Annotated in this window: 21 protein-coding genes and 2 tRNA genes; 6 read left to right on the top strand and 17 right to left on the bottom strand. The window is 66.2% G+C overall.

From position 1 onward, the window contains the following. Positions 1–77: 77 nt before the first annotated feature. From SRB5_RS07830 to SRB5_RS07815, 4 genes are all read right to left on the bottom strand, one after another. Positions 78–1,079, bottom strand: coding sequence for a DNA-methyltransferase (locus tag SRB5_RS07830; protein WP_153450690.1), 1,002 nt, complete (start codon positions 1,077–1,079; stop codon positions 78–80). A gap of 256 nt (positions 1,080–1,335) precedes the next feature. Next, the gene (locus tag SRB5_RS07825) at positions 1,336–3,102 is read right to left on the bottom strand and encodes a phage portal protein (RefSeq protein WP_153450689.1); all 1,767 of its coding nucleotides are present in this window, start codon (positions 3,100–3,102) and stop codon (positions 1,336–1,338) included. A gap of 166 nt (positions 3,103–3,268) precedes the next feature. Then, positions 3,269–4,813, bottom strand: a complete 1,545-nt coding sequence (locus SRB5_RS07820) for a terminase large subunit domain-containing protein (RefSeq protein ID WP_323377251.1) — start codon at positions 4,811–4,813, stop codon at positions 3,269–3,271. Continuing rightward, on the bottom strand, positions 4,800–5,345 hold the full coding sequence (locus SRB5_RS07815) for a hypothetical protein (protein ID WP_153450687.1): 546 nt from the start codon (positions 5,343–5,345) through the stop codon (positions 4,800–4,802). The genes SRB5_RS07820 and SRB5_RS07815 overlap by 14 nt, the downstream gene beginning before the upstream one ends. 169 nt (positions 5,346–5,514) lie before the next feature. Here SRB5_RS07815 and SRB5_RS07810 point away from each other — a divergent pair, with 169 nt between their 5' ends. Beyond that, positions 5,515–6,765 carry a hypothetical protein gene (locus SRB5_RS07810; RefSeq protein WP_153450686.1) on the top strand — a complete coding sequence of 417 codons (1,251 nt, stop codon included), beginning with the start codon at positions 5,515–5,517 and terminating at the stop codon, positions 6,763–6,765. A 131-nt stretch (positions 6,766–6,896) separates the two neighbouring features. Here SRB5_RS07810 and SRB5_RS37450 read toward each other — a convergent pair whose 3' ends face one another. The 9 genes from SRB5_RS37450 to SRB5_RS07770 form a co-directional block, all read right to left on the bottom strand. Further along, entirely contained in the window at positions 6,897–10,373 is a 3,477-nt protein-coding gene (locus tag SRB5_RS37450) for a CHAT domain-containing tetratricopeptide repeat protein (RefSeq protein WP_153450685.1), read from the bottom strand. Positions 10,374–10,391: 18 nt separating this feature from the next. Further along, positions 10,392–10,763 (bottom strand): hypothetical protein, encoded by a 372-nt coding sequence (locus tag SRB5_RS07800; protein ID WP_153450684.1) that lies wholly within the window; start codon positions 10,761–10,763, stop codon positions 10,392–10,394. 751 nt (positions 10,764–11,514) lie between these two features. Continuing rightward, on the bottom strand, positions 11,515–12,960 hold the full coding sequence (locus tag SRB5_RS07795) for a methyltransferase domain-containing protein (RefSeq protein WP_153450683.1): 1,446 nt from the start codon (positions 12,958–12,960) through the stop codon (positions 11,515–11,517). Then, positions 12,957–13,616, bottom strand: a complete 660-nt coding sequence (locus SRB5_RS07790; RefSeq protein ID WP_323377250.1) for a ParB/RepB/Spo0J family partition protein — start codon at positions 13,614–13,616, stop codon at positions 12,957–12,959. Before SRB5_RS07790 ends, SRB5_RS07795 begins: the two co-directional genes overlap by 4 nt. Before the next feature lie 55 nt (positions 13,617–13,671). Next, positions 13,672–13,872, bottom strand: a complete 201-nt coding sequence (locus SRB5_RS07785; RefSeq protein WP_153450681.1) for a hypothetical protein — start codon at positions 13,870–13,872, stop codon at positions 13,672–13,674. A gap of 24 nt (positions 13,873–13,896) precedes the next feature. After that, complete coding sequence (locus SRB5_RS37045; protein ID WP_267132577.1) at positions 13,897–14,022, bottom strand: hypothetical protein; 126 nt, start codon at positions 14,020–14,022, stop codon at positions 13,897–13,899. Further along, the gene (locus SRB5_RS07780) at positions 14,019–14,234 is read right to left on the bottom strand and encodes a hypothetical protein (protein WP_153450680.1); all 216 of its coding nucleotides are present in this window, start codon (positions 14,232–14,234) and stop codon (positions 14,019–14,021) included. The genes SRB5_RS37045 and SRB5_RS07780 overlap by 4 nt, the downstream gene beginning before the upstream one ends. Before the next feature lie 372 nt (positions 14,235–14,606). Continuing rightward, positions 14,607–14,951: a hypothetical protein gene (locus SRB5_RS07775; protein WP_153450679.1), complete on the bottom strand. Its 345-nt coding sequence runs from the start codon at positions 14,949–14,951 to the stop codon at positions 14,607–14,609. Positions 14,952–15,016: 65 nt separating this feature from the next. Beyond that, positions 15,017–16,150 (bottom strand): ParB/RepB/Spo0J family partition protein, encoded by a 1,134-nt coding sequence (locus tag SRB5_RS07770; protein ID WP_153450678.1) that lies wholly within the window; start codon positions 16,148–16,150, stop codon positions 15,017–15,019. A gap of 675 nt (positions 16,151–16,825) precedes the next feature. Between SRB5_RS07770 and SRB5_RS07765 the strand changes: the two genes are divergently transcribed. Beyond that, positions 16,826–17,353 carry a hypothetical protein gene (locus SRB5_RS07765; RefSeq protein WP_153450677.1) on the top strand — a complete coding sequence of 176 codons (528 nt, stop codon included), beginning with the start codon at positions 16,826–16,828 and terminating at the stop codon, positions 17,351–17,353. A gap of 8 nt (positions 17,354–17,361) precedes the next feature. Further along, entirely contained in the window at positions 17,362–18,147 is a 786-nt protein-coding gene (locus SRB5_RS07760; protein WP_153450676.1) for a hypothetical protein, read from the top strand. Here SRB5_RS07760 and SRB5_RS07755 read toward each other — a convergent pair. Further along, positions 18,124–19,017, bottom strand: coding sequence for a recombinase family protein (locus SRB5_RS07755; RefSeq protein WP_194292867.1), 894 nt, complete (start codon positions 19,015–19,017; stop codon positions 18,124–18,126). The genes SRB5_RS07760 and SRB5_RS07755 overlap by 24 nt on opposite strands. A gap of 563 nt (positions 19,018–19,580) precedes the next feature. Between SRB5_RS07755 and SRB5_RS07750 the strand changes: the two genes are divergently transcribed. Continuing rightward, the gene (locus SRB5_RS07750; protein ID WP_194292866.1) at positions 19,581–21,155 is read left to right on the top strand and encodes a tyrosine-type recombinase/integrase; all 1,575 of its coding nucleotides are present in this window, start codon (positions 19,581–19,583) and stop codon (positions 21,153–21,155) included. A gap of 138 nt (positions 21,156–21,293) precedes the next feature. On the opposite strand, the gene SRB5_RS07745 is transcribed toward SRB5_RS07750, so the two are convergent. Then, positions 21,294–21,367: transfer RNA gene (locus tag SRB5_RS07745), tRNA-Ile, on the bottom strand. A 235-nt stretch (positions 21,368–21,602) separates the two neighbouring features. Beyond that, positions 21,603–21,675, bottom strand: a tRNA-Asn gene (locus SRB5_RS07740). Positions 21,676–21,840: 165 nt separating this feature from the next. Here SRB5_RS07740 and SRB5_RS07735 point away from each other — a divergent pair. Together SRB5_RS07735 and SRB5_RS07730 are read left to right on the top strand one after the other, a co-directional pair. Then, on the top strand, positions 21,841–22,128 hold the full coding sequence (locus tag SRB5_RS07735; protein ID WP_153450673.1) for a YtxH domain-containing protein: 288 nt from the start codon (positions 21,841–21,843) through the stop codon (positions 22,126–22,128). Between the two features lie 41 nt (positions 22,129–22,169). After that, positions 22,170–23,639: a xylulokinase gene (locus SRB5_RS07730; protein ID WP_153450672.1), complete on the top strand. Its 1,470-nt coding sequence runs from the start codon at positions 22,170–22,172 to the stop codon at positions 23,637–23,639. On the opposite strand, the gene SRB5_RS07725 is transcribed toward SRB5_RS07730, so the two are convergent. Beyond that, a complete protein-coding gene (locus tag SRB5_RS07725; protein WP_323377249.1) occupies positions 23,636–24,856 on the bottom strand; it encodes an RNA polymerase sigma factor in 1,221 nt (406 codons plus the stop codon). The genes SRB5_RS07730 and SRB5_RS07725 overlap by 4 nt on opposite strands. Between the last annotated feature and the right edge of the window lie 100 nt (positions 24,857–24,956).

The following is a 24,956-nucleotide window of genomic DNA, read 5'->3' as shown; positions in this document are numbered from 1 at the left end:
ACTGAATCACTCGATTGAAATTCAGCTCAGAGACTTCAATTGTGCGCGGCCATTTATCGCCCGGCGAGCGATTTTGTCTAGAATAGCTGCGAACTCTGGTTGATATCTCTTTGTGCTGGAAGTTCTGCATCATTGGTGTCTGCGGTAGCGAAATCTGCGTCAGTCGCGTTCGCTCGTGCGGCCGCGAAGAACTTGGATGTGATCTCAAAGCCCATGCCGCGGCGACCATTTTTGACGGCTACTGCGAGAGACCTACCCGTGCCGCAGAACGGGTCCAACACGAGACCGTCGGGGGGGCATGAACTCAAGATTCTGGGCTCAATCAGCTTCACAGGGAAAGTCGCCGAATGGCCGTCCGAGCCTGCTGCAGCGTTCACGCGAACGACGTCCCGAGCCCCTTCTTCCACGGCAGCCATGTCGTAGTAGTACTTGGCTCGCCCCTCCTTCGGCCGCTTCACGAAGTGGAAGAAGTGTTCGTGTGCCAGTCGCAGCCGATCCTTCTCCGGCCGTGGCGGAATATTTTGCTTCTCCCAGATAACATCATTGCGGAGAATCCACCGCTTGTCTTGCATGGCGATAGCGAACCGTGCGGGAATCAGCAGCATCTGCTTTTCTTGCCGGAAGCCTCCCATGGGAGTCTTCCGGCGCATCCGTGGGTTATCGCCGAGTCCCTGCCGGCCATCCATTCGGATGCTTGACCAGCGAGCAAAGTAGGTATCTCCAATGTTGATCCACAGGCTACCGCCCGACTTCAGTGCCGGGGCGCTGCGCTGAAAGATTTCAACCAGGTGGCTCACGTACCACTCCGGGAGTGGTTCCAATCCCAGGCAGCCGCCATGGAGTCGGTACCAGTCGTACGACGGAGCCTCCTCCTTACTCCCGCCTTGAGACTCCCATTCGCGCAAAATTTCCTCGTTGTGGTCGAGGCCATAAGTGCGGAGTCCCCAATAGGGAGGGGAAGTGATGATCAAGTCAACAGATTCTGCCGGGATTTTCTCCATGAGGTCGTATGCATCACCCTCGTGAACCTCGGCGGTGCCGCTCCGAAGCGGCGGCGCGATTGCGCTGGAATCTGTCATTTTCAACCTCGGGCACCATAGGAATGCTTCACGCGAAGTGGATCAGGTCAGAGTATATACCAATGAGGCTTGGAATTTCAATTCGCAACAGCGCACCCTCTCGGCTGCTGCGCCGCTGACGTCTTTTGTTGTCGCTTCGATGATTGTTTGGTTTTAGACTTGAATAAGTTGTATCCGTGGCCCTGTCGTTGAAGTGAGACTGATGAAAGATTGCAGAACGGTTCGCGGTGGCATCTCCAGATAACCTCCGTCGCATTCACTCCGAGGCAGGATCCCCTGGGAATAGTGGTACGGGCGTTATGCCAGCGTCGGCCTTTGGCAAGCCGAGGTACTCGCGCACCGCCATGTTGTCGCCGGTGGCATCTGCGAGGTGGGCCGCAGCGTCGAATGCCCTCTGCTGGATCCGCTTGATCTCCTTGGCGATGTCCTCGATTGGATAGCCAGCATCTTGCAACATCCGTACCCCGGTCTCGAGACTCATTACGCCGTTCGCCACCCCGGACACTACGTCGGCGAGGACTGCGGTCCGGTCGGTGGGGGTGTGTGGTCCCCATGCCAGGGAGGCTGGCAGAGATTCGCCCGCGGGCCACACCTGCCCGGCCTGGTGCAGTCGCTGCACCATCCGCAGCAGGATCTCGTACTTGTTGGCGCGTGCCAGGCGCATCGAGGCGACGAGGGAGTCCAGCGGGCTGAGCGCGAGTTGCAGTGCGTAGCCCGAGGGGACGGCGGCCGGGTCGAGGGTGCCGAGGCCCGCTGTCGTCAGGCGGGAGTTGCTGGCGATGCGGTCCAGGAGGTGGTCGGTGCGGGCACGGAGCTCGGCGAGCTGCGGGGCGGTGTTGAGGGTGTCCATGCGGCCGGACTCCGACAGCTGCCACACGGTGCCAGCTTCGACGCGTACGGGCAGGGGCTGCCCGGTGGAGCGGTCGATGGGGAGCCGTGCGCCTGCCAGACCGATGATTGGGGTGCCGGTGGTGGCGGACGCGGAGGCGGAGTCGGTGTCGGTGGCGGCCAGCTCATCGAGCAGCTGGAGAACCGTGCCGAGGGTGGATTTGCCCCAGTGTTCGCCGCCGTCGGGAATTGTGTTGGGGATGTGGACGACGGGGATGAAGTCGCACATCAGGTCAAGGCAGTCCAAGACCTCGCCGTCCGAGCGGACTCGGTACGCCGCCTTGGCCGCCGGGAGGTCGTAGATATCGTGGCTGCCCTTGAGGTCGTCCAGCAGCCATTCGGCGTCGGTGAGGTAGCAAGTGATGGTTGACGGTCGCCCCGGTGACCAGGGGTAGGTGCGCGTCACCCTGCCTGTGTTGGCGTCGAGCGTGTCCCCGGCGGTGAGGACTGCGGCGCCATTGCTGTTGTTGAGGGTCTCGCGCGTGGGGTGGGCGTCGTGGCTCTGGGGCGAGACCGTCACGGATCCGATCGGGGCGAGTTCGTAGGTGATGCGTCGGAGCCGGGCCTTGATGCCCTTGCGGGGGTCCTCGGGCAGCTCCCACGCGAAGTGCACGCGTGTCGGGTACTCGGCCCAGTCCAGCTCGCCTTCGTCCCACTCGGGGAAGTAGAAGCCGGGATCGTAGGTGCGCAGCAACACCCGCCCCTTGGCTGGGTCCCAGGCGAGCACGTACACGCCATCACCGCAGCGCACGGCGCACCGCTCGGCCTGCTGGATGCGTAGCGGCAGCAGCTCCTTGCGGGCCCACTCGCGCAGCCGCCCCTGCACCTCGGCTGCAGCGAGGGCTTCGGCGGGCGGGTCCTCTTCCTCGGCATGCTCGGCGCCCGGTACGACGATCGCCTGCTCGGAGCCCAGCAGGTAGCCCAGGGCGGTGTCGATGAGCTTAGTCGGGTCGCCGAGTTCCCGGCGTTCGGTGGCCGCTACGTCGCCGGCGACTGCGGCGACCTGGCCGGCCTGGTTGTTGTCGTAGGAGGCGAGGAGCTTGTAGGCGGCCAGGCGCCGCATGTCTGCCTCGGGAACCCACGATCCGGTGATCTCTGGGAAGACCAGACCCCCGGGTCGGTGTGGGTCGGCCATGACTGGTTTGTAGTTCAGCCACGACCAGGCGTCAATGATCAGCGAGCGTAGGCCCACACTGCCCTCCAGGAAGACCGGCCCCGCGCCCAACATAAGAATAGGACCCCTGAGCGAAGCAGCGGGCGGATGGCTGGGGCGGTTTCCGTATTGGGGCCGTATTCGGTGGTCAGCGACGCCCTTCAAGTCGGTTGTCGGAGAGAGGGCTCTGGGCCGCCGCGAGCTGGTTGGGGTCGGCGAGTTCGGTGAGGGCGTGCACGGCGGCGTCCATGCGGTCCGGGGAGTCCATGCCGGTGATCCAGGTGACCATCTGCTCTTCCAGCTGGGGGAACTGGCCGACGTGGTGGATCAGGCCCTGTTCGTAGAGCTGGGCGATCGGCTCGGCGCGGAGTCGCTTGCCGTGCTTCGCGGTGACCTCGAGGACCATGGGCATGAGGAGGCCGGCGGTTGTGCCTTCGCGGCGCAGTTGTTCCCAGGCTTGGGTGACGACGAGGCGGGCCATGTCACCGCCATAGTTCTTCTCCACGACGATGGCATCGGCCTTGAGGGCCAGGGCGAGGCGGCAGGCGGCGAGGCCCCAGTCGTTCGCTCCCATGGCGCCGGAGCGGTCTTCGAGGACGTACAGGTGCCCGTCGTACGAGCGGGCGGCGCCGATGATGCCGGTCTCGTCCCCGACGGCCGACTCGCCGCCGGCGGGGTCGACGGCGACGACGATCCGGGCCATGTCCAGGCCGCCGAACTCGACGACGGAACAGCGGTTGTCCTTGATCCAGGCGCGCTGCCAGACGCCGCCCTCGGGCGGGCGGGGTTGCTGCTGGTAGAGGGCCGCCCAGACGCGTTCGCCGACGCGTCGGCGGGTGCGGGCGTGGTGGTCTACGTCGAAGCGATCGGGCCACAGCGCCTCGCCGGAGGCGCGGCCGAGGGGGTCGTTCGGTGAGTCGGCGAGGGCGGGGAGGTTCAGGACCCGCCATTCGTTGGCTTCGGCGTCGGCGATGATGCGGCCGGCCAAGTCGTCTTCGTTCCAGCGGGTCTGGATCACGCAGATCGCACCGTCGGGCTCCATACGGGTCTGGAGGACGGACTGCCACCACTCCCAGGTCTTCCGGCGCATCGTCGGGGAGTCGGCGTCCGCCATGTCCTTGACGGGGTCGTCCACGAGCGCGATGGTGGCGCCCTTGCCGGTGAGGCTGCCGCCGATGCCCGCAGCAGCCAGGCCGCCGTCGTGTCCGGCAAGGTCGAACCGGTTGGCGGCTTTCGAACCGGGTCGCAGGCGGATGCCGAGCTGGTCGCCCCAGGTCTCGATAGCATCGCGGATCCAGCGGCCGTGTTCGTCGGCGAGGGATGCCGTGTAGGACGCGATCATGACGCGCCGGTCGGGGTACTTCCGCAGGTACCACAAGGGCGCCCAGCGTGACGCGCGGCGGGACTTGCCGTGTCGGGGTGGCATGGTGAGCATGACGCGGTCGGCGCGGCCTTCGGCCATGTCGAGCCATGCTTGGTCGATGAGGTGCAGGTGTCGGGCCTGCATCTCGCGCCGGTCGGTGAGGACGGCGGCAAGGGCACCGGGCGAGGCGTCCATGGCTATCTTGCGCTCGACTGTGGCGAGGAAGCCTCGCAGTCGCAGGGATGCCCGGGTGGCCATAGTGCGGCGTATGGCCGGCGGCTGGGCCTGGTAGGCGGCAATCAGTTGCTGTTCGCGGTCAGTTGGAGCCACGGGCGGCCTCTTCGGTGATGCTGATGAGAGCTTCGAGTTCATCCAGTGCCGCATTGGTGATCTCGATGGCGGCGCCGCCGGCGCCGGTCACCTCCGTACGGGCGGGCTGGTCGAGGCCGAGTAGACGAGCACGACGCTCCATGATGCGCAGCGCACGATCGATCGCCGGAAGGTTTCCGTCCTTGACGGCTTGGCGGTAGGCGACGAAGAACAGCTTGTCGAGACGCTGGTTCTCCAGGGCCCGCAGCTCCTCGGCCTTCTCCTCCTGTTCGCTGCTGCGCTCCCTCAGGGCGAAGCGGACATCCCGGCAGGCCGTGTTGACCAGCTGCTTGTCGTCCGGCGGTTCCTGGCCGTTGCGGAACCGTTCGATGCCGTACCCCTGAGGGTAGGCAATGTGGTCGCTGTTGATGGCGGGATCAGCGGCGAGCTTGCGGGCAACGGTGAGCCAGTCCACGCCAGCAAGGCGCAGCTCGATCGCGTCAGCGCGCCGCTGGGCGATAGCGGCACGGACGGCCTTGTCGGGGCGTCCCACGGGGCAGCGGTCCTTCCAAGTGCGCCCCCACGCCCCTTCATGTTCCCCTACGGAGGCGCTCCCGTGAGGAGCCTGGGCCTTGGAAACTTCCCACCGCACGTCAGCTTCGGCTACTCGGCCGACGCACTGACAGCGAAAGGTGTCCCATGGTCTGTAAGGATGCGATTGCGTGGTTCGAGGCCGGTTGTTGACTGCGCATCATCTGCTGCTGGAGCATGAGGTGTTGGATGGACTCTCCGCATCGGGGGAATGTATGTCGTTGGTTGGACGCAGGGGAAGCGGTGAGGGTTCGGATGCCGTCTACTTCAAGCGGACCGAGCACAAAGACACGTGGACCTACCACATCTACGGAGGACCCAGCAGACAAGCCGCGCTCGAATATCTCCGTCGGACACCGGTCCGGGACGGGTACGTCTATACCATTGTGGAGACCCCGGAAGGAAACTTCGGGCGTGACCTCGTCTATCTGTTCCGCGAATCTGACGGAGCACTGATCGAGCTCGGAAAGCGGCCTCAGGCGGAATGCCCTTCGCCGTCTAGCACGCGGTGTGCGTGGTGCAGCTTCTTCGTCGCCCCTTTCTCTATTCCGATCACTGAAAGGTATATGGCAGAGGTCCACTGGCATCCGGACGACACCGATGCCGCGGAAATGATCCACAATGGCGCCGGATTGCGATGTCCGAAATGCGCACTATTGCAGTGCGCCGTGTGTAGCGGCCTTGCTAAATATGCCGCTCGAAAGGTACGCATTCCTTTTTCGGATCCTGGAGCGAATATCATTCCCCTTTGTCGGGCGTGTGGCGCACGCCTGGAACTCCATTCAAAGCTCGGCCTAGCCGGACGCTCGACGGCACCGTCGAGGCCCGACGCGGATCAGATGGTTACGCTCCCGGCCGACCCCTTGGGAGACGAGATGTGGGGCCGGGCGCCGTTGCGGGTCCCCTGGAATATCGACGTGGCACGCTTCTTCGAGCAGGATCCGTTACCGTATATGTGGCCGCAAGACGGCGACTATATGTCACATATTGACTACTTGTCGCGCCTCGGCGAGAGTTACCTCAAGATGCTTCTGAGGTCTAGTTGGATTAACGTCTTCCTTCATCACCCCAATCCCGATGTGAACCTGGGATGCTTGCGGAGTGCTCCGCCTGAGGGAAGCGAGGAAATGGCGTCGCTCGCCGATCTGCTTGCCTCTGCAACGGCTGAATCACATGTCAAGGAAGAGGCGGTACGGGTCTTCTGGGGGCTGGACGACTTCTATATTACGTTCATACTTAACGTTTTGCTGTCGCGCGACCTGGCGCCGTCAGGCTATAGCACGAACCAGGTTCACCAGGCGATCAGTAAACTCCGCACAGCCTGCCCCGAGGAACGGCGGGCTTGGTTCGACGAGCAGTTGACGCAGCCGGAAGAGGACTGAACCTTCTTTACGGGTGTCAGAGCATTCGGACACGGTGCCTGCGTGCGGGTGCGTGCTGCTACACAGCTGTCCGCCTGGGTTGTTGCTGCGTTGCTCATATAGATCGGAATTCACTGCTGTGTGACGCTCTCTCAGGTACCGATGTGGACATACGCTGCCCACCGGAACGGATTCCGCATGCCGTCGGGCTGTCCCGTTCCCTTTCCCCTGCGGGCTCTCTGAACGGCATCATGGAGGGCATACCCTGCGCGGCTAACGTCGAATTTGCCCTCGGCGGTGCGGAGCCGCGTGTAGAAGTCGTCAGCCACATCTACGGAGAGTTGATCATCGATCTCCCACAGTGTGCTGATGACGTGTGGGAAGCCAGCGATCAGGAATGCCGAGGCGAGATGGATTGATTCGTCAAGTAGATGCGCCGGCTTCGTCGATGCCGTACTGCACGCAGACAGGTAGGCGAGTTGCGCGTGGTCGAGGGCGATCGGGGCCAGGCTTGCCGCAGTCAGCGGATTGCTCTCATGGTCTCGTAACAGCAGTCGGCTGCGGGAGGGCTGGTGCTCGTCGCTGACGCCATGGCAGCTGAAGTGAGCGATCGGGTGGTGCGCCAGTTGAGTCAGCACGGAGTTCTTGGTCGGCTCTCCGGCGGCGTCCAATGCCGCCTCCTGCTCGGCGAGCACAGTCAGGACCGGAAGGTGCCCGCGCAACACCCTGACCTCTTCCCTGACGTGAGGCAGGTAGCCCGCGCCGGACAGTCCCGGTGTGGTGGGCATCGCAACCACGAGGGCAGCAGGCGGCGAGTCGAACGGGGCGCACGAGGGGGCGGCGTCGGCTGCCTGCCTCGTGTGGATGAGTGTGCGCAGCGACGGCGCGTAGGAGGAAACCACGCGATCAATCACCGTGCGTGGGCAGTTCCCGTCGGAAGCAGTGGAGTGGTGGCCCGCGGCGTGGATTGGGAGCAGACTGAGCAGCCCGCACGGAACCCACCAGATTCGCGTCCAAGTTCCTGTCTCGTCGGAAGGGCGGCTGTGGCAGCCGAGGGCCTCCAGCACGGGCGCTGCCACGGCGTCCCACAGCCATGCCAGCACGACCTCCATCTTGACACCGGCCCGCTCTTCAAGGGCAGGGTCCCCCCACAACAGGATCGAACGCCGGGCTGCGTGGAACGCCGAGGCTCGGATGGCCGCATCGCCCGCGTCGAGGTCCGTGAGTGGCAGTGTGCTGACCCCATCCTTCGTGACCAGAAGGGCATGGCTTCCATAGGCGCTGACGTTGAGTACGACTACGGGCCCCGAGGCTGCAGCATCGACCAGTTCGTCTGCGTCCGGTGGAAGGCCGAACGAGCCAAAGCCGGGTAGCGTCCTGATCCTGGCGAGAGTGGCGGTGAACTGTGCGGCGAGTTCGTGTCTCTCTCGTCCGATGCCGAGACTGGCTGTAGCCGTGTGAATCTCATCCCCCTCAGGGTTCGATACCGATCCGGGCTCCCACGGCTGGTCAAGTAGATCGCGGAGTTCGACGAAGCGTGCGGCGACATCTGGATGGCTGCGGTGTAGCTCGGCTAGGTCGTCGCGACCGTCGAGCGCCTGGCTGATGAGGATCGCGCGTCCGGCCTCCAACAGGCTGAGGGCTCGCCGGGGCCGTTCATCCTCGGACAGACGCGGATCAGCCAGGACGAGCGAGGCCGCCTCGCTGGCCAGTCCCGCCAGGCTGCCCAGTGCGTGCTCCTGGTCGCTGCGGGACAGCCGGCGAGGGCTGACCTCCGGCAGGAGACGCACCGCGTCTTGGAGTAAGTCCGTCGCCCGGAGTACTTCGGAAGCGGCGACCAGGCCAGCGGCTGCCACCTTCGCTGAGCTAAGGCGCTGCCCGACGGGAGCCGTCTCCACGCTCCATGCCTCGATGCTGGCCTCAGTCGCAGCTTGCTGGTCGTTCGAGTCGTTCAGGTGCGTGGAACGGGCGTGCAGCGCGGCACTCAGTTCGGCGAGGAACCACGAGCGTTCGGGGTGGTCACTGGAGAGCAACGACACACTTCTGCGACCCGCGTCCACTGCTTCATCCAAGTCCTCAATCTGGGCGGTTTGTTCGTACCGACGTGTCAGGGAATGGGTCAGGTTCGCAAGATAGCGGGCCAGTTCTACGGACTCCAGCCGGGTCGACGCCGCCACGGCTTGGCGGGCCATGTTGATGCTTTCGTCCAGATCTTCGATCCCGCCACGGTGGTCGTACTTCGCCCCCAGAGCGATGCCGAGGTTCGACAGGTACATGGCCTGTTCGGACCGGTGCCTACCGTTTTCCACTGCCGCGCGGCCGTGGGCGATCGCCGCTTCGATGTCGTCAGGGTCTCGCGTCCTGCAGAACCTGGACCATTGCAGCAGACCCAGGGTGTTCAGCGCGATTGTGTGCCGTCTGCGGCCGAGGGTCGAAGTCTGCAGCATTGTCTGCTGATGCCGAATCGCCTCGTCCAGATCTGCAAGTGCCCCGGCCTGATGGTGGCGTGTGAAAAGCAGTGCGGACAGGGGGGCAGCAAAATGTGCCAAGCCGAGCCTGTGGCCTAGGGCCCGAGTCAGACCTGAACGGGCAAGGGCAATGGCCTCGTCTAGGTCCGCAACCATGCCAGTCGCGCTATGTCGATTCCGCAAGGCCGATATGAGGATAATCTCGAAAGGCGTCCCAGTGAAGGAGTCTTCGGCGCGTACATCCTCGGACGCGCGAACGAGGTAAACCGCCTCATCCAGGAATGAAATCTCCCCCGAGAAGGTGGCCTCTTGGTGTAGCTGGGCCACCAGGCGAGCCAGGAGCGTCCCCCGCTGTGGATGACCTTCGGGTGTCATGTCGTACGCCGCTCGACTGCAGCTAAGGGCCTCGTCCAGCCCTTCTGCCGACTGGGTTAACTCGCAGCGGACTGCCAGCACGCTACCAAGCCCGGCCAGGCTCATTGCGTGGACGACACCCTCACGGGGGCGTGCGTTAATTCCTCGCCGGATAACGGCGACAGCCTCGTCCAGAGCTGCCGGGCTGCCGGTTTCTTCGGCGAGTCGACGCAGGTACTGGGCCAGATTGTAGAGGGCGTATTTGCGTGTGATACCAGGATTACTCAGCGCGAGCGACGTTCGTGCCAGATCGATGGACTCCTCTAAGTCCTCTACCGATCCGTGGTATTGGAACCGTGTGCTGAGTGCATCACCCAAAATTGCCAGGGCGGCAGCCCCGTCACGAGAGCGACGGGTTGGTAGGGCCGTCGCGGTTCGGGCAAGATCGATGGCCTCGTTGAGGTCCGACTCCTGTTCCGCGACACTAAATCGCTCGTGAAACACTGTAGAGAGGGCCGCGAGGCAGCTGGCGTCTGACCGGTTCAGGGAAATGGCCTCACGCCCTGCGTCGATCGCGGCATCCAAGTCCTCCACTTTATCGGCTTCCGTGAAGCGCCGATACAACGCAGCGAGGAGGCTGCGGAGATGAGGTATGCGCCCACGGTCATCGGGCGGCACTTTCGCGACGGCTGCGCGGAACGAGGAGATCGCCCTGTTCAGCTCGGCGGGGGAGTGGGTTCGCTCGAAGCTGTCCAAGGCCGAGTTGCCCGCTGCTGCGTGCGCGCTCGCTTCGTCTAAGGTGTTCACCTTGGCCGCCCTCCGGTGTCAGGGGAGGATGATGCGCTCGGGGTCCTCGCGGATCATGCCGAGCATTCGGTCCAGTTCGGCGGGGTCGATACTGGCTGGAACCTCAAGCCTGGCCCCCGATGCGAGCTCGATCACAATGTGCTGTCCGTCCTTGGCCGCGCCGCGCGCCAGGATGCCAGTGACCAAGGCGGTCAGGGCGGAACTCACGGCGGCAATCGTGGCCACAAGCATCGCGGGTTCGGCGGTCCGGAACCGCGATCTCAATGCTTCTAGTTCGATCGAGATCCCGGCACCCCAGGCTTCGCCATGGCTCAGTTCTCCGTGGACGTCCTGCGGTGCGCGTGACTCCGATGCGACGATCACACGCCATGTGGTTGACTCCAGCGCCATCCCCAGCTCCTTCACACACTTGGTCAACACCGGTCTGAGGCCTGCCGGTTGAGGATCGAGTATGGCACGCGGACGGGGCCCGATCGCGGAGTGTCGCAGCCTACCGGAGTCTCTTCCCGGTGGTTGGTGCTGCGGCCTCACAACCAGACTCTCCCCTTCGCCGGTTGCCGTCTCGCCCGTGTCGGGGGTGGGGCGTACCGCGCCGCCCCACCCCCGACACGATCACATCAAGGTGAGCTGGCCCAGGTTGGCCGACTGCGTCTCTGGGAGTGCAGGTGGAGCATCTGGGGCGTCGCGGTACATACGCAGCCACCAGGCGAATTGGTAGTTGCGGCAAGTGCGGTAGCGGACAGAATTCCGGAGGGGCTCATCGGAAGGGATCGTGTGTTCTCCCCATCCGGTGATCGGGCGTGCATTGCTGAGATGAACGTAGATACCTGACACAAGTGCGGGGCCGTTCCACTGTTCTCCTGGAGCGTCTTCGAAGGCCAAGTGGGCATTCTGGTTCCAGTCCCATGGGGTGGGGAGGGCGCACAGATACCAGGCCAGCGGCGGATTCTTTAGCGGGAGTTGGAGGGTCTGAAGTCGACGGCGAACGTCCACGCGGGGTCGATCGGGTTGGCCGAAGGCGCGGAGACAGTGCTGGTCGAGGGCGACGTGCCGTATGCCGGCCAGCCACATGATCTGGTATCGGTTTCGCGACTCGATCTCGATCTGAATTCCTTGCGGCATGCGCTCCCCAAATGTGTTCTCAGGTGGCGAGAGAATTGTTTCTCTCTCTTGTCAATTTTATCAAATTTCCTGCCAATTCCAGATGTCTGCCGTGTCGAAAATTGTTCGGGTAGGGCATGTTGAATTCCTCTTCGAATGCCTTCTCGTATTCCTCTCTCGGGAGCGAGGCGGGGCGTCGGCATGTTGCCTTGATGTTGGATCCGCTGAGGTCGGTGAGCTTCACGTCTTCGAAGTAGAGCCGGAGCATAGGCTCCAGCGTCTCGGGGGTGTGGAAGCGGAGCTTCTGCCACTTTCCCTTGACGAAGTTCATCTCCACGTTGTCCTCGTCGAGGAAGCTCATCTTCGTGGTTGCCGTCTGGGACGTGACGCGCTTGGCTTGCTCGTCGCGCAGTTCGCGGGCGAGACTTCGGGTGCCGAGGCACACTACGCCGTCGGCGGCGCACAGGGCGTTCACGGTGGTCATCACCCAGTGCTGGTAGTTGAGTGACGTGGTGGCGTTGATGACGGAGTCCAGCACGACCACGTCGTACAAGCCGTTGGCCTGGATGTCCTTGTCGATGTCGCGGATCATTCTGACGACGGCCCGGATGTCGACGGCATACGAGCCGTCTCGGCACCGGTAGGGCTCGTAGTCGTGGATGTTGAAGCCCTTGGCGCGCAGGTGCTTGGCGTAGTCGCCGTAGCCGGCGCCGAAGTCGATCACGCGGTGGCTGGGTTTCAGCCAGGGCATGACGAGTTGGTCCCAGGTCTCGGAGCCGTATGCGAGCTTGCCAGCCTTCGCCTTGGAGGAGAACTGGCGGAGTCGCTTGGGCTGGACGATGTGCTGGTTCCAGACGGGCGCCTTGCCCTCGATCGCGGTCCAGTCGTACACGCCGTACTCACCTGTGAGATCGGCGTGGAGCTTGGCGGCCTCCGACGAGGGCACCGTCCAGGCGAGGAGGTCGAAGCGCGAGATGGAGGCGACGACGGCGTACTCGGCGTTGAGGACGATCCGGCCCTGGTCGTCGATCACCACGCTGCCCCAGGGGCCGTGGCCGGCCGTCATGTGGCCGATGGCGTTGACGAACGAGAGGTTCTTGCGCTCGGCGACGCGGATGGACTGCCACGGGATCCAGGACCAGGCGCCGATCTCGCCCGGCTCGGCGTAGACCACGCTCGCTTCGGTTTCCACGCGGTTGTGGAGGAGGTTGAACTGGATCTCGTCTTGGAGGCGGACCTTCGTGCCGAGCATCACCGCGGGGGTGTGGGTCATGCCGAGGGCCTTGAGGCCCTTGGTCCTCTGGTGGCCGGCGACCAGGGTGCCGTCCGCGTTCAGGATTACCGGCTTGACGACTCCGTGGCACCGAAGCGATGCCTGAAGCCGGGCGAAGGCCGTGTCGCTGAGGCGGCGCGGGTTGTAGTCGGCGGGGCGCAGCTGGTCGAGCGGGTATGCCTCGTGGAACGTCGTGGTGGGCGCTTTGCTCATGCTGCATCGCCTTCCTGGTGGGCCTCCTGGAGGACGTGCCAGCCGAAGCCGAGATCGCTGTTGGTGTCGTCGACGAACTTCGTGTAGATGGCGTTGAGGGCTTCGACCTCTTCGGACGTGATCCGGACCCGCTTGGACTCCCACTGGAGGTAGCCCCACTGGAGGTAGTCCACGGCAGCGACGGCTCCAGTACCCGCGCCGTCGGAGGTCAGCTCCAGCGACTCGGGTAGCGAGGCATCGTCCAGGAGCTGGTCGACGCTCTCGCGGTCGTACCCCGTGCCGGCGAGGTCGGGGATCTCGGAGAGAACCTCGGCCAGCAGGGCAGTGTCGTAGCCGGCGAGGTCGTTGGTCCGGTTGTCGACGATGACGATTCGGGCTGCTGCGTTGTCATCGACATCGACCCAGGTGGCCGCGATGTGTTCCCAGCCGAGCTGTTGGGCGGCGGCGACTGTGTGATTTCCCGCCAGGATCTCGTTGGGGCGGCCGGTGTGGTTGCCCTTGTTGACCACGATGGGCCGGTACTGGCCGTTGACCGTCAGCGACTCCGCGATGGCGGGTAGATCGCCGGTGCGGGGGTTGCGGTGGTACGGGATGAGGTCGCCGATGGGGACGGCGAGCGGCAGGAGTTCTTCGGGGATGTTGGCGTGCGTGGTCACGGGCGTCCCTCGTGTAGGCCGGTCCCCGCGCCCTACGCACGCCAACATTAGACGATCAGGAGCAGCGGCGATCTGGCTCGATCGGCTGACGGCCGTCATCGCATGCTGCTGTCGGCGGAAGTTCGCCTGCCGTGTCTCTGGACCGGTACTGCTGCAGCTCGGCCCGGATGGCGTCGAGTTGATCGTCGGTGATGGTGCTCGCGGTGAGCGGGGCGACGTCGATCCGCTCACCGGCGTACTGGTGCGACGAGTTCATGCGTTCGACGCTACCGCTGCGTGGTCATCGGTTGTTGCAGCGGCAGATGCCCGGCGGGACGCACCAGCCGCTGCAGGAGTTGCACCACTCGGCGCCGGGGACGGGGGGTTCGCCGTGCTCGCTGTGCTTGGGCGTGGGGCTGTCGGTCATGTCCTCGTTCTCCTGGGATGCCGTCTGGTCGAGATGGATGCTTCGAGTTCCGCGATGCGCTGTTCCGCGTTCTTCGTGGTGCGGTCTCGGCGCTTTCGGCGTCCTGGGTCTCGTTCGTCGGCGGCCCTGTCCGGCGGGCCGTCACGTTCGATCAGCAGGCGTAGGTACAGCTCGAGGTCTTCCGGGTTGCCTGTGAAGTCGTCTGCGCTCATGTCGCTCCGGAGTGCACGGGACCCGCCCTGGCGTGAGCGAGGGCGGGTCCAGTCGCGTGCGTGGCATGAGATCCCGATGGCTCCGCTTCGGGTGCGGGCCGGTGCCCGGCGGGCAGGGCGCGGGGGATTAGCCACCCGCCAGACACCGTTAGGGATGCCGCATGCCACGGCGCGTTGGTGGGCCGGTTCCGCGGCTGTGGCCGTTCCCCCAACAAGATGGACCGTATCACTCTTTAGTGTCGGGATCTATTTAGGTTGATGTGGATGCGCCCATCGCACGGCGCTCCATGCCGTACTCGTCCGGTGGGCGGGAAGCGGTTGATCCGTCTGTGATGAACGGGTCCGGATGCACGGGCGGTTGAGCGATGGGATCTATTTCTGCGACCGAGGTTCCTGTGCGGGCGAGTGCCGCTCCGCCTTGGCGATGATGAGCGCCGCCTCGAGCTCGACCATGCGCGCCGCGACCATGATGGGGAAGCGGATGCTTACCGAGCGGCCGGCCTGCTTGAGGAGTTCCGCCGCAGCGTGGAAGGTTGCGGCGCTGGCCGCCTCCATAGCCTGGGGGTCATCGTCGCGGCGCGCCCTGACTAGGTTCTGCGCCGCCTCGCGTACGAACGCGGCGGCCTCGGGGTCGTACTCCTCCAGGGCGTTGGCGGTCGCCGGTATGCCCAGGAACAGGTTGTGGTTGATGTTGCGCATGGCGTGGATGTCGTTCATCACTGGGAGACTCCCGATGGGATGAGGGGGCGGCCCGGTTGGCGGGCCGCCCCCGGCTGAGGGGTTCAGGCGGCGACGGTGACGGTGGCAGGCTCGTTGTCCTCTGCCTCCGTCACCGCTGTGCTCGTCGGCTCGGCGTCGTCGGTAGCGCCTTCGGCCGAGGTGGTGGCGTTCCCGTCATCCGTCTCGCCGCCCGTCTCCGGGGAAACGTCGGCCGTGGGCTCCAGACTCGTGAGCGCGGCCTCTGCCTCGGCGGCCAGGTCGGGGGCGATCGCGTCCGGGCTCACCATGAGCTCGCTGGCGTCGGCGTGAGCCTTGGCCTGGCGGAGCTGGAAGCGGGCCTTCTGGAGGAACCCGGCGACCCGGTCCATCTGCTCCAGCCGCTTGCCCACCTGCCCGTCGAGGGCGCGGGCCAGCTCCATGGGGTCGGCCTTGCTGATGGTGTCCAGCAGCTCGCACATGCGCTCGATCTCGTCGAGGTCGCTCTTCGTCTTGGCCTGGGCGCGGGCGAGTTCGGCCTTCTCCTCGGGGGCCATCTCCTTGATCTCGACCATGGAGTCCTGCTGGGCCTCCTTCTCCTGCTTGCGCATGGCGTAGGCGATGTGCACGAGCTGGTTGTCGCTCTTGTCGCCCTTCTTCCAGTCCTCGAAGACGGCCCGCTGGTTGTCCCGGGAGAGGGCGGCGATCTGGACGGCGGCCTGGGTGCCGATGTGTCCGAGGTCGACGGCTGCCTGGATCTCGGGGCGCAGGTTGAGCAGGGCCAGGCGCTGGTTGACGTACTGGACCGACTTGGAGAAGGTCTTCGCGACGCCAGCGACATCGGCGTCACCGTCTGCGTCCAGGACCTTCTTGAAGCCGCGTGCCTCCTCCAGCGGGAGCATGTCCTCGCGGGTCAGGTTCTCGGCCATCGCCTTCTTGAAGGACTCCATGTCGCTGATCTCGGAGTCACCCTCGGGCAGGAGGATCTTCGTCTCGATGGTGATGTTGCCCGCCAGCTCGTTGGCGCGGAAACGGCGCTCCCCGGCAACCAGCTCGTAGCCGCCCTCGGCGAGCTTGCGTACGACGATCGGCTGGAGGAGGCCATGCTCCTTGATCGAGCCAGCCAGCTCGGCGAGCGCCTCTTCGTTGAAGTGCTCGCGCGGCTGGTTCGGGTTGCGGCGGATCTGGCGCATCTTCAGGGTGGCGAACTTCTGCGACATGGTGGGCTCCAAGAGGTCGGTGGGGGTTTCTTCCTTCCCCCTTCCATCTAGTTCTATTCTATATGCTTTAAGGGTAGGGGTCCACAATTTTTGAGAGATTTTCGCAGGTCAGAGGCGTGATGGGGGCGCGGCTCTCGGGGTCGCGCCGTCACCACGCCCCTGGTCTACCGGCCTTCGGTGGGAGTCGCGGGCTGCTCCGTCTCGACCTCGACTCGCTGCGGCTCGACAAGCGAAAGGGTGCCCAGTGTTCCGCGAATTGATCTCTCGTCAAGGGCGGCGTACGCCGCGCCGTTGGATTCCTTCAACCGGGCCAATACGCGTCCCAGTTCGATCCCCACCCTTGTCCTCCCCGTGCTGCGGTTCCGCCCTCCGGTGGCAGTGATCATTTAGATCCCCGCACAGGCGATATTCCGGCACACATTGAACTCTCGCGGGGGCGGTGCCGCTTGCGAACTTCGGTCTGAGGGTGGAGGAGGGTGCGTGACCCGCAGGCTGAACGTGTGATCGGCTGATGCCATCACAGATCTTGCGTCGGGTGAGCACGCATTGTCAACCAACATAGACATTAGGCTCCCCTGTGAGAATCGCCCATCCTGTGCCCACAGTTGAACATGCACCGAACCTGCCGTTTCGCTCCCTGGAGAGTCCGGCGTGCGCCCAAGGAGTCGCCAGTCCATGCCGTCCGGCCCGGAGATACCTCTCGCCAGCAAGCTCGCCATACTGCTCGACAGGAAGCGTGGAGCGGACGGGAAGATCCCGAGTACGCGCGCCATCGCCGCCGCCACGGCCGAGGTGCCTGGGGGCAGACCGGCGATGACTCATCAGGTGGTGAACGACCTCCTGAACGGGGTGAAGGTCAATCCGTCAACTTCGCAGCTCCAAGGGCTCGCACGCGCATTCGATTGTCCGGTAGCTTTCTTCCTGCCCGGCTACAACGGTTTGACCTCGTTGTCGGTCTACGAGGAGCAGCAGGACGCTCGCGAGGCGCTCCGTCTGGTCCACGATCTGGGCCAGGCTGGCGTCACCGAACTCCTGGAGGCCGCTCGTGAGATCCGTGCCCGACACGGACGTACAGATCTCACGGTCCCCGAAGTCCCCGAGGCGATCCCGCCTGCCGCCGAACCGCCGCGGCCGGGCCGGCGGAGAAGGCTCAGCTTCACGGAGGCGGCCGAGCGGGCCATCTCTGACCTGGAAGGAACCTGAGAAACGACATGGCTGGCATCGTCTTCGGCATCTGTGCCCTGTTCGGTTTCGCGGGCACCGTGCTCTCAGCGCGTGAAGCCTGGCGGCTGCGCAGCCGGGACGAGTACCGCATCGCCCGATACGCTCGCGCCGTAGCGTTCGGACTCTGCACGGTCGGTGTCGTTCTCGCTGTGCCCGCCGTCGAAGAGTTCGTCGGTTCCGCGACTGGCATGAGCAACGCGGCGAAGCTCGGGGCGCACCTCTGCGCCGTCCTGTGGTGCGCCAGCCTTCAACTCATGCTCGTTGACTGGTCCTACAACCACGACGTGCTGAAGGCCAGCCTGATCGCGCGAGCAGTCTTCGCGGCATTCGTCCTCGGTGCGATGCTGCCGTTGTTCATCGCGACCACGGACGAAAGTATCGAGTTCACCACCGAGTACGCGGCGGTCCCAGGCGTCACCGTCTACCTCATGATCTACCTGACGTATGTGGCGATCACCTGCGGCGAGATCGCGTTCCTCTGCTCCGGCATGGCCCGGTCCGTGAAGCAGACGGGTCATGTCTGGACAGTGAGGGGTCTGGGGGTCTCCGCGGTAGCCGCCCTGTTCGGAGTCGCGTACGCGATCAGCAAGGGCTCGTACCTGGTGACCCACTACCTCGGTCATCCATGGCCTCTGCGTACCGAGGAGATCGTCTCTCCCCTCCTGGCCGGGCTCGCCGTTGTCGCTCTGATCGCGGGGCTGACTCTGGCCATGGTGGGCAAGCGGCTGACGACATACGGCGAACAGAACTTAGGAGCCCCCGGAGCCGTCTGAACGGCCGGACAGCTTGCTCCAGTGCAGGACGACCCGGCCCGGTTCAATGGTGCGGATCCCGCGTGCGCTTGCCGGGAAGACCTCGACCTTCTCCAGGAAGAGCCTCGTGAGTGCCTTCTTGGCGGCGGACGGGGCGGTGTTCCACCAGCGCACGAGATCTTCGGCGTCACCAAGGGCGAAGTTCGCCATCTGCTCCGCGTACCGGAGCCTTGATCGGGCGTTCTTGATGTTGGCCGTGATCTCGCGGTCCGCGCCGACGAACGCATCGCTGCTGATGCTGCGGCTTCCGTAGAGGGCCGCCGCCTCGCTCCGGCGGCCTTCCAGGCTCGCGATGGTCGCCTTCAGCTCTTCGGCCTGGGCGCGGACGGCCTCTTGAGCCTTCAGGATCTGGTCACGTATTCCGGGCTTGAGGAGTTCCGCCACGACGTACTCACCGACGTGGTTCTCCAGCAGTTCGGCGTCCATACGGACCTCGCCGCAGCCACCGCGGCCGTTCTTGTCCTTGGGGCGGCACCGGTAGCCGGGCGTTCCGGCGTTGGTCCGCGCCCCTTGGAGCGCCGAGCCGCACTTGCCGCACGTGCACGCGCCGTCCGCCAGGAGATAGTCGTAGGCCGGTGCCGCGTGGGCCATCTTGCGGCTCGTCTCTCGCTCGGCGAGGGCCGTGAACTCCTCGGGGGTGATGGCACCGGGGTGGCCGGCGTCAACGAGTTCGCCGTCGTCGTAGCGCAGTCCGGCGATGGAGGGGTTTCGGAAGAGGCGTCCGACCGAGGCGTCCTTCCATTCCCCGCCCAGGGTTCCCCGGTACCCCTCACCGTTCGCCCACGTGGCGATGTCCGAGTTGGACTGACCTTGCAGTGCCCGGCTCACCATCTGGCGAAGCGGGCCCACCTCATCGTCGCGAAGGCGACGTCGCGACGCGTCGTCGAAGCCGTAGAGCCGTGGCATGCGGTCGTCCGTTCTTCTCTGACACCCCCTGCAGTCGCCAGATCCTAGGTCACGGTCCTACGGGCTAGGCCATGGCCTACGAATCGTTATGCCAAAGCTACGCATGATCGCTACGGGGCGGTGTCACCCCGAGAACTCGCCAGAGTGCAGCTGTAGGGACTCTCACCGTGCCGCCCAGTGAGAGGGGCTGCACGGGGAAAGTCCCGTCCTTGATCAAGTTGTAAGCCTTGTGCACGCCGATTCCCAGGGCCCGCGCAGCCGTCGTGACGTTCACGGTCGGCGGCAGCGCGAGCAGCTCCTCCAGGGTCATCGGACCGGCCCCGGAGGCTGCGGCTACTGAGGTGTCTTTCGTTGTCATTCCCGTTGTCGCGATCTCCCCCGCGCCAACGTCATTAAAGGATACGCCCACACTGGAGTGTTGGGGCAAGATGGAACATCGGTTCGACAAGGACCGACACAGAAGATCCACAAGAGGAAACACGAAGGGGATGTTCGTGTTTGACCCGAGCTACTACCGCCGCTGTGCGTGCAGAGTGCCCGCCGTGGACGGCGACGGCACCCCGATACTCCTGGACGACGGCAAGCCGAAGCTGCGAATGCTTGCGGCGAACTGTCCCAAGCTCTCGCAGAAGGGACACGGTACCTGGTACTTCTACTTCGAACTCGAAGCGGGGAAGGGCGGCCGTCGCCAGCGCGTGCGACGTGGGGGATTCGCCACGAAGAACGACGCGAAGAAGAAGGCGGAAGAGGTCTATCGGGACGTCCTCGGAGGCGCGGACGTTCTCACCGATGCCACCGTCGGCGAGGACCTGCATGCCTGGATCGAGAGGAAGAAAGGTCTGGCCCGCACCACCAAGCACGGCTATGCGGAGCACATCGACCTCTACCTCGAACCGCACCTCGGGCACATCAAGCGCCGCGACCTCAGGCTCCGCCACATCGAGGCGCTGTACGACGCGATCGAGCGGGAGAACGCCGAGCGGCTGCTGCACCACGCCAAGGTGGTCGAGCTGGAGGCGGCGCGCGACGCCGCCCACACCGCATGGGTCCAGGCAGCGGGGAAGGTGGAGGAGCGTCGGGCCGCGCGCCGGGCTTACCTCGACGCCAATGCCGCACTCCGCGAGGGCCGCAAAGGCAAGCGGAAGATCACCAGCGCCGCCACGATGCACCGCATCAACGCCACCCTGCGTTCGTTTCTGGGCGCGGGCATCAAGCGCGGTGAGTACACCACCAACTGGGCGGCGATGGTCGAGCTGCCGGCCGTGAAGCGCCCCAAGGCGCTGGTCTGGACCCCGGAGCGGGTCGAGGCGTGGAAACGGACGGGGAAGAAGCCCAGTCCGGTCATGGTCTGGACTCCGGAGCAGACCGGCGAGTTCCTGGATTACATCGGCGCCGACCGACTCCGGGGAATGTGGCAGGGCTTTATCTTCCGGGGCCCCAGGCGCGGCGAGATGTGCGCACTGCCGTGGGCCGAGGTGAGCCTGACGGGCTCGTTCTTCCGCATCTCTGCCCAGACCGTCGAGATCGCCTACCGGCAGTACGACGAGGACCCCAAGCAGGACAGCGTCCGTACCGTCACCCTCGATGCCCAGACCCGGGAGATCTGGCGGGAGTGGAAGGCCGTCCAGGACCGCGAGCGTGAGCAGTGGTCCGGGGAGAACGCGTGGGTGGACAGCGGGCGGGTCTGGACCATGGAGAACGGTGAGGCATTGCACCCGGACTGGATCAGCCGGCGGTTCCACCGGCTCGTGGAACTGTCCGGGCTCCCGCCGATCCGGCTGCACGACACGCGGCACCTGTCGGCCACGCTGGCTCTGCTCGGCAAGGCCGACATCAAGGTCGTCCAGGAGCGGCTCGGGCATAGCTCCCGCCAGATCACTTCGGACACGTACACCAGCGTCCTACCGCAGCTCCTGACGGCCGAGGCCGAGTCCACGAGCGCGGTCGTGCCCCGGGGAGCGAAGAAGATCCCGGCGCAGGGGGAACCGAGGGCGAGGAAGCGAGCGAAGAAAAGCTCCAGCCGGAGCCCGGAGCCAGTGCCTGTGGGCCAGACGAGTGGCTGAGTCTCGTCGCACGACCTGCGTCCTCACAGTGTCCTCACACGCGTGAAAACGTGATCACTGAGGGCCGTCAAGATCTTCCCGATTCGCCCCTGAACGCCAAAGTGCCTGGTCAGATAGCTCTTCCCAGGCACCGCTCGGTGGGGCGGGTGGGACTCGAACCCACGGCCGACGGATTATGAGTCCGTTGCTCTAACCGGCTGAGCTACCGCCCCGTCACGGCGTGCCGCGTACAGATGTGCGCGCCGTCTGCCGCAGCATAGCCGCTCATACGATCTGTCGCCCGGGGTCCCCCCTGTCCAGATGACCAAGGGGCCGGGCGGTGTCGCATGCCCCCAAGGACGCCGGCTGCGGAAGATCCGGTTCCGTCGAGTCTGTGTGCGGGGGTACCCCCTGCGGCCCAATCGTGCCGGAACGACGAAAGAGGCCCCCGGAGGGACCTCTCGTCTGCTCCCCCGACTGGACTCGAACCAGTAACCTGCCGGTTAACAGCCGGCTGCTCTGCCAATTGAGCTACGGAGGAATGCTCCGCGGGGGTCGGCTCCGGTCTCCCGGGGGGCGTTCCCTCGCTGCGAGCAATACATTAGCGCATGGCAGGGCGTGCTCTGAAATCGATTGTCGCGGGTACCCGCCCTCGTCCGGGCAGCAGCTGCCCGACCGGACCGGCGAGCTCTAGGAGGCAGCAGCCATGGCGTACCGGATCGCATTCGTCGCAGGGATGGCCGTGGGGTACGTGCTGGGCGCGCGGGCCGGACGGGAGCGGTACGAGGAGATCAAGAAGGCCGCCCGCGACTTCAGCCAGAACCCCGCCGTGCGCAACGCCGCCGAGGCCGCCGCGCTCGGTGGCCGCGACGCCGCGGCCAAGGCGTTCGGGGAGATGTCCGCCCGGCTGCCCGACGGGCTGAGCGCCCGGCTGCATCTCGTGAGCCGCTCCGACGAGGCCGCCGCCGACGACTGGGGCACCAGCAACACCTGACGGCCGTACGGGGCGGCGGGCCGATGGTGCATGATTTCCGCATGGGGATAGTCGCCGGTCTGGACAGCTCGTCCGAGAGCACGCACATCATCGTCTGCGACGCCGAGACCGGCGCCGTGCTGAAGCAGGGGTACGCCCCGCATCCGGTGGCGGGGCAGCCCGACGAGGCCAAGGCGTACGAGATCGATCCGCAGTCCTGGCTGCTGTCCCTCGGCGAGGCCTGCGGCGGCGGGCTGCTCGAGGGTGTGCGGGCCATCGGTGTGGCCGCCCGGCAGGACGCGGTGCTCGCGCTGGACGCCATGGGCACGCCCGTACGACCCGCGCTCGTCGGCAGCGACCAGCGGATGCAGGGCGCCGCCGCCGATCTGACGGACTCGCTCGGCGGGCGCGGGGCGTGGGCCGAGGCCGTGGGGAACGTTCCGCAGGCGCAGCTGCCCGTGACGAAGCTGGCGTGGCTGCGGCGCGAGGAGCCCGAGGCCGCGCAGCGTGCGGCGCAGGTGCTGCTGCCGCAGGACTGGCTGGTGTGGCAGCTCCTCGGCCGCCCCCAGCGCCGCACCACCGACCGGGGCGCCGCCTCCGCGACGGGGTACTACTCCACCGCCGGCGAGACCTGGCGCGGCGATCTGGTCGCCGCGGCGCTGGGGCACGAGGCCGGGCTGCCCGAGGTGCTCGGGCCCGCGGAGAGCGCCGGGCGCACCCCGGAGGGGCTGGTGATCTCCGCCGGTACGGGCGAGACCATGGCCGCCGCCTTCGGCCTCGGCGTCGGGGTGGGTGACGCGGTCGTGACGCTGGGCGCTTCCGGCGCCGTCTTCGCCGTGCACGACCGGGCGCTGCCCGACCCCTCCGGGATCATCACGTCGCTCGCCGACGCCACCGGGATGCATCTGCCGGTGGTGCACACCGCGAACGCCGTACGGGCGCTGCGCGGCACCGCCGAGCTGCTGGGGCTGGACCCCAAGGACCTGGCGGGGCTGTCGGAGCTGGCGCTGCGGTCCACCCCGGGCTCGCACGGACTCGTCCTGCTGCCGTATCTGGAGGGCGAGCGCACCCCCGACCTGCCGCACACCGCCGGGTCGCTGCACGGGCTGCGGCGGGAGTCGATGAAGCCGGAGCACATGGCGCGGGCGGCGTTCGAGGGCATGCTCTGCTCCCTCGCCGACGCGATCGGGGTGCTGCGCGGGCGGGGCGTGACCGTCGACCGGGTGTTCCTGCTCGGGGCGGCCGCCGAGCTGCCCGCCGTACAGGCCCTGGCACCGGCGCTGCTCGGCGCCCAGGTCGTCGTACCCGAGGCCGCGGACTACACGGCGCTGGGCGCCGCGCGGCAGGCAGCCTGGGCGTGGGGCGTCGGCGAGGGCAGGTTCTCGCCGGACGCCCCGCCGCCGTGGCCCGGCGCAGCGCACCAGGTCTTCGAGCCCGGGGACGAGCTTCCGGTGGGGCAGGCGGTGCGCCAGCAGTACACCGCGGTGCGCGAGCAGCAGTTCCCGGGGGCGCTGCCCGTGGACGCCGGCTAGTCGAGATAGCCCCGGAGCTGGTCCGCGAACGCGTGGTCGCGGAGCTTGTTGAGGGTCTTCGACTCGATCTGGCGGATGCGTTCGCGCGTGACGCCGAAGATCCGGCCGATCTCCTCCAGCGTGCGCGGCCGGCCGTCGGCCAGCCCGTACCGCAGCTGTACGACCTTGCGCTCGCGTTCGCCGAGGGTCGACAGGACGGCCTCGAGGTGTTCGCGCAGCAGCAGGAACGCGGCCGACTCGACCGGTGAGGCGGCGTCGCCGTCCTCGATCAGGTCGCCGAGCGCGACGTCGTCCTCCTCGCCCACGGGGGCGTGCAGCGACACCGGCTCCTGCGCGAGGCGCAGCACCTCGCTGACGCGCTCCTCGGGCAGGTCCAGATGGACGGCGACCTCCTCCGGCGTGGGCTCGTACCCCCGCTCCTGGAGCATCCGGCGCTGGACCCGCACCACGCGGTTGATCAGCTCGACGACGTGCACCGGGACGCGGATCGTGCGGGCCTGGTCCGCGAGGGCGCGGGACATGGCCTGGCGGATCCACCAGGTGGCGTACGTGGAGAACTTGTAGCCGCGGGCGTAGTCGAACTTCTCCACCGCGCGGATCAGGCCCAGGTTGCCCTCCTGGACGAGGTCCAGCATGGTCAGGCCGCGGCCGACGTACCGTTTGGCGACGGACACCACCAGCCGCAGGTTCGCCTCGATGAGGCGGCGTTTGGCCATCCGGCCCAGCACCACCAGCCGGTCGAGGTCCAGCGCCAGCCGGGAGTCGAGGTCGGGGGCGCCCGCCAGCTTCTCCTCCGCGAACAGGCCGGCCTCGACCCTGCGGGCCAGCTCGACCTCCTCGACGGCGCTGAGCAGCGCGATCCGGCCGATCTCGCGCAGGTACTGGCGGAACAGGTCGGACGAGGGGCCGCTCGATTCGGTGCGCGAGGGCGGCCGGGGCTCGGGCCGGGGGGTCAGGAGCGCCTCGGGCGGGTCCGCCGCCTCGGGGCGATGGCGGACGCGGGTCTGCCGGGGCACGGGGTGCGTGCCGGAGGCGGGAAGGGTCTGGGTCTGCACGGGGGCGACCTCCAGGGTGATCGTCACTGCCGGTTCGAGGGCGTGCGGCAGGGGAACGGTCGCGGCGGCGCCGCCGCGCTCCGCCCCGTATGTCGTGAGCGCATCCCCGGCGGGTTTGCCCCTGTGCAGGGTTGCGCCGCCGCGCTCCGAGGACTCAGGCACCGCCACCCAGTGTGCTGTATGCCACAGGGCTCGCAGTAGGGTCGTGCGGGCACTATTTGTGGCCGCGCCGTGACTTTACGGTTACGCGGGGTGCCGTCCG

Source organism: Streptomyces smaragdinus, from assembly GCF_009604385.1.
Lineage (GTDB): Bacteria > Actinomycetota > Actinomycetes > Streptomycetales > Streptomycetaceae > Streptomyces > Streptomyces smaragdinus.
Note: the sequence above shows the minus strand (reverse complement) of the source record. Positions and strands in the feature narration are given on the sequence as shown.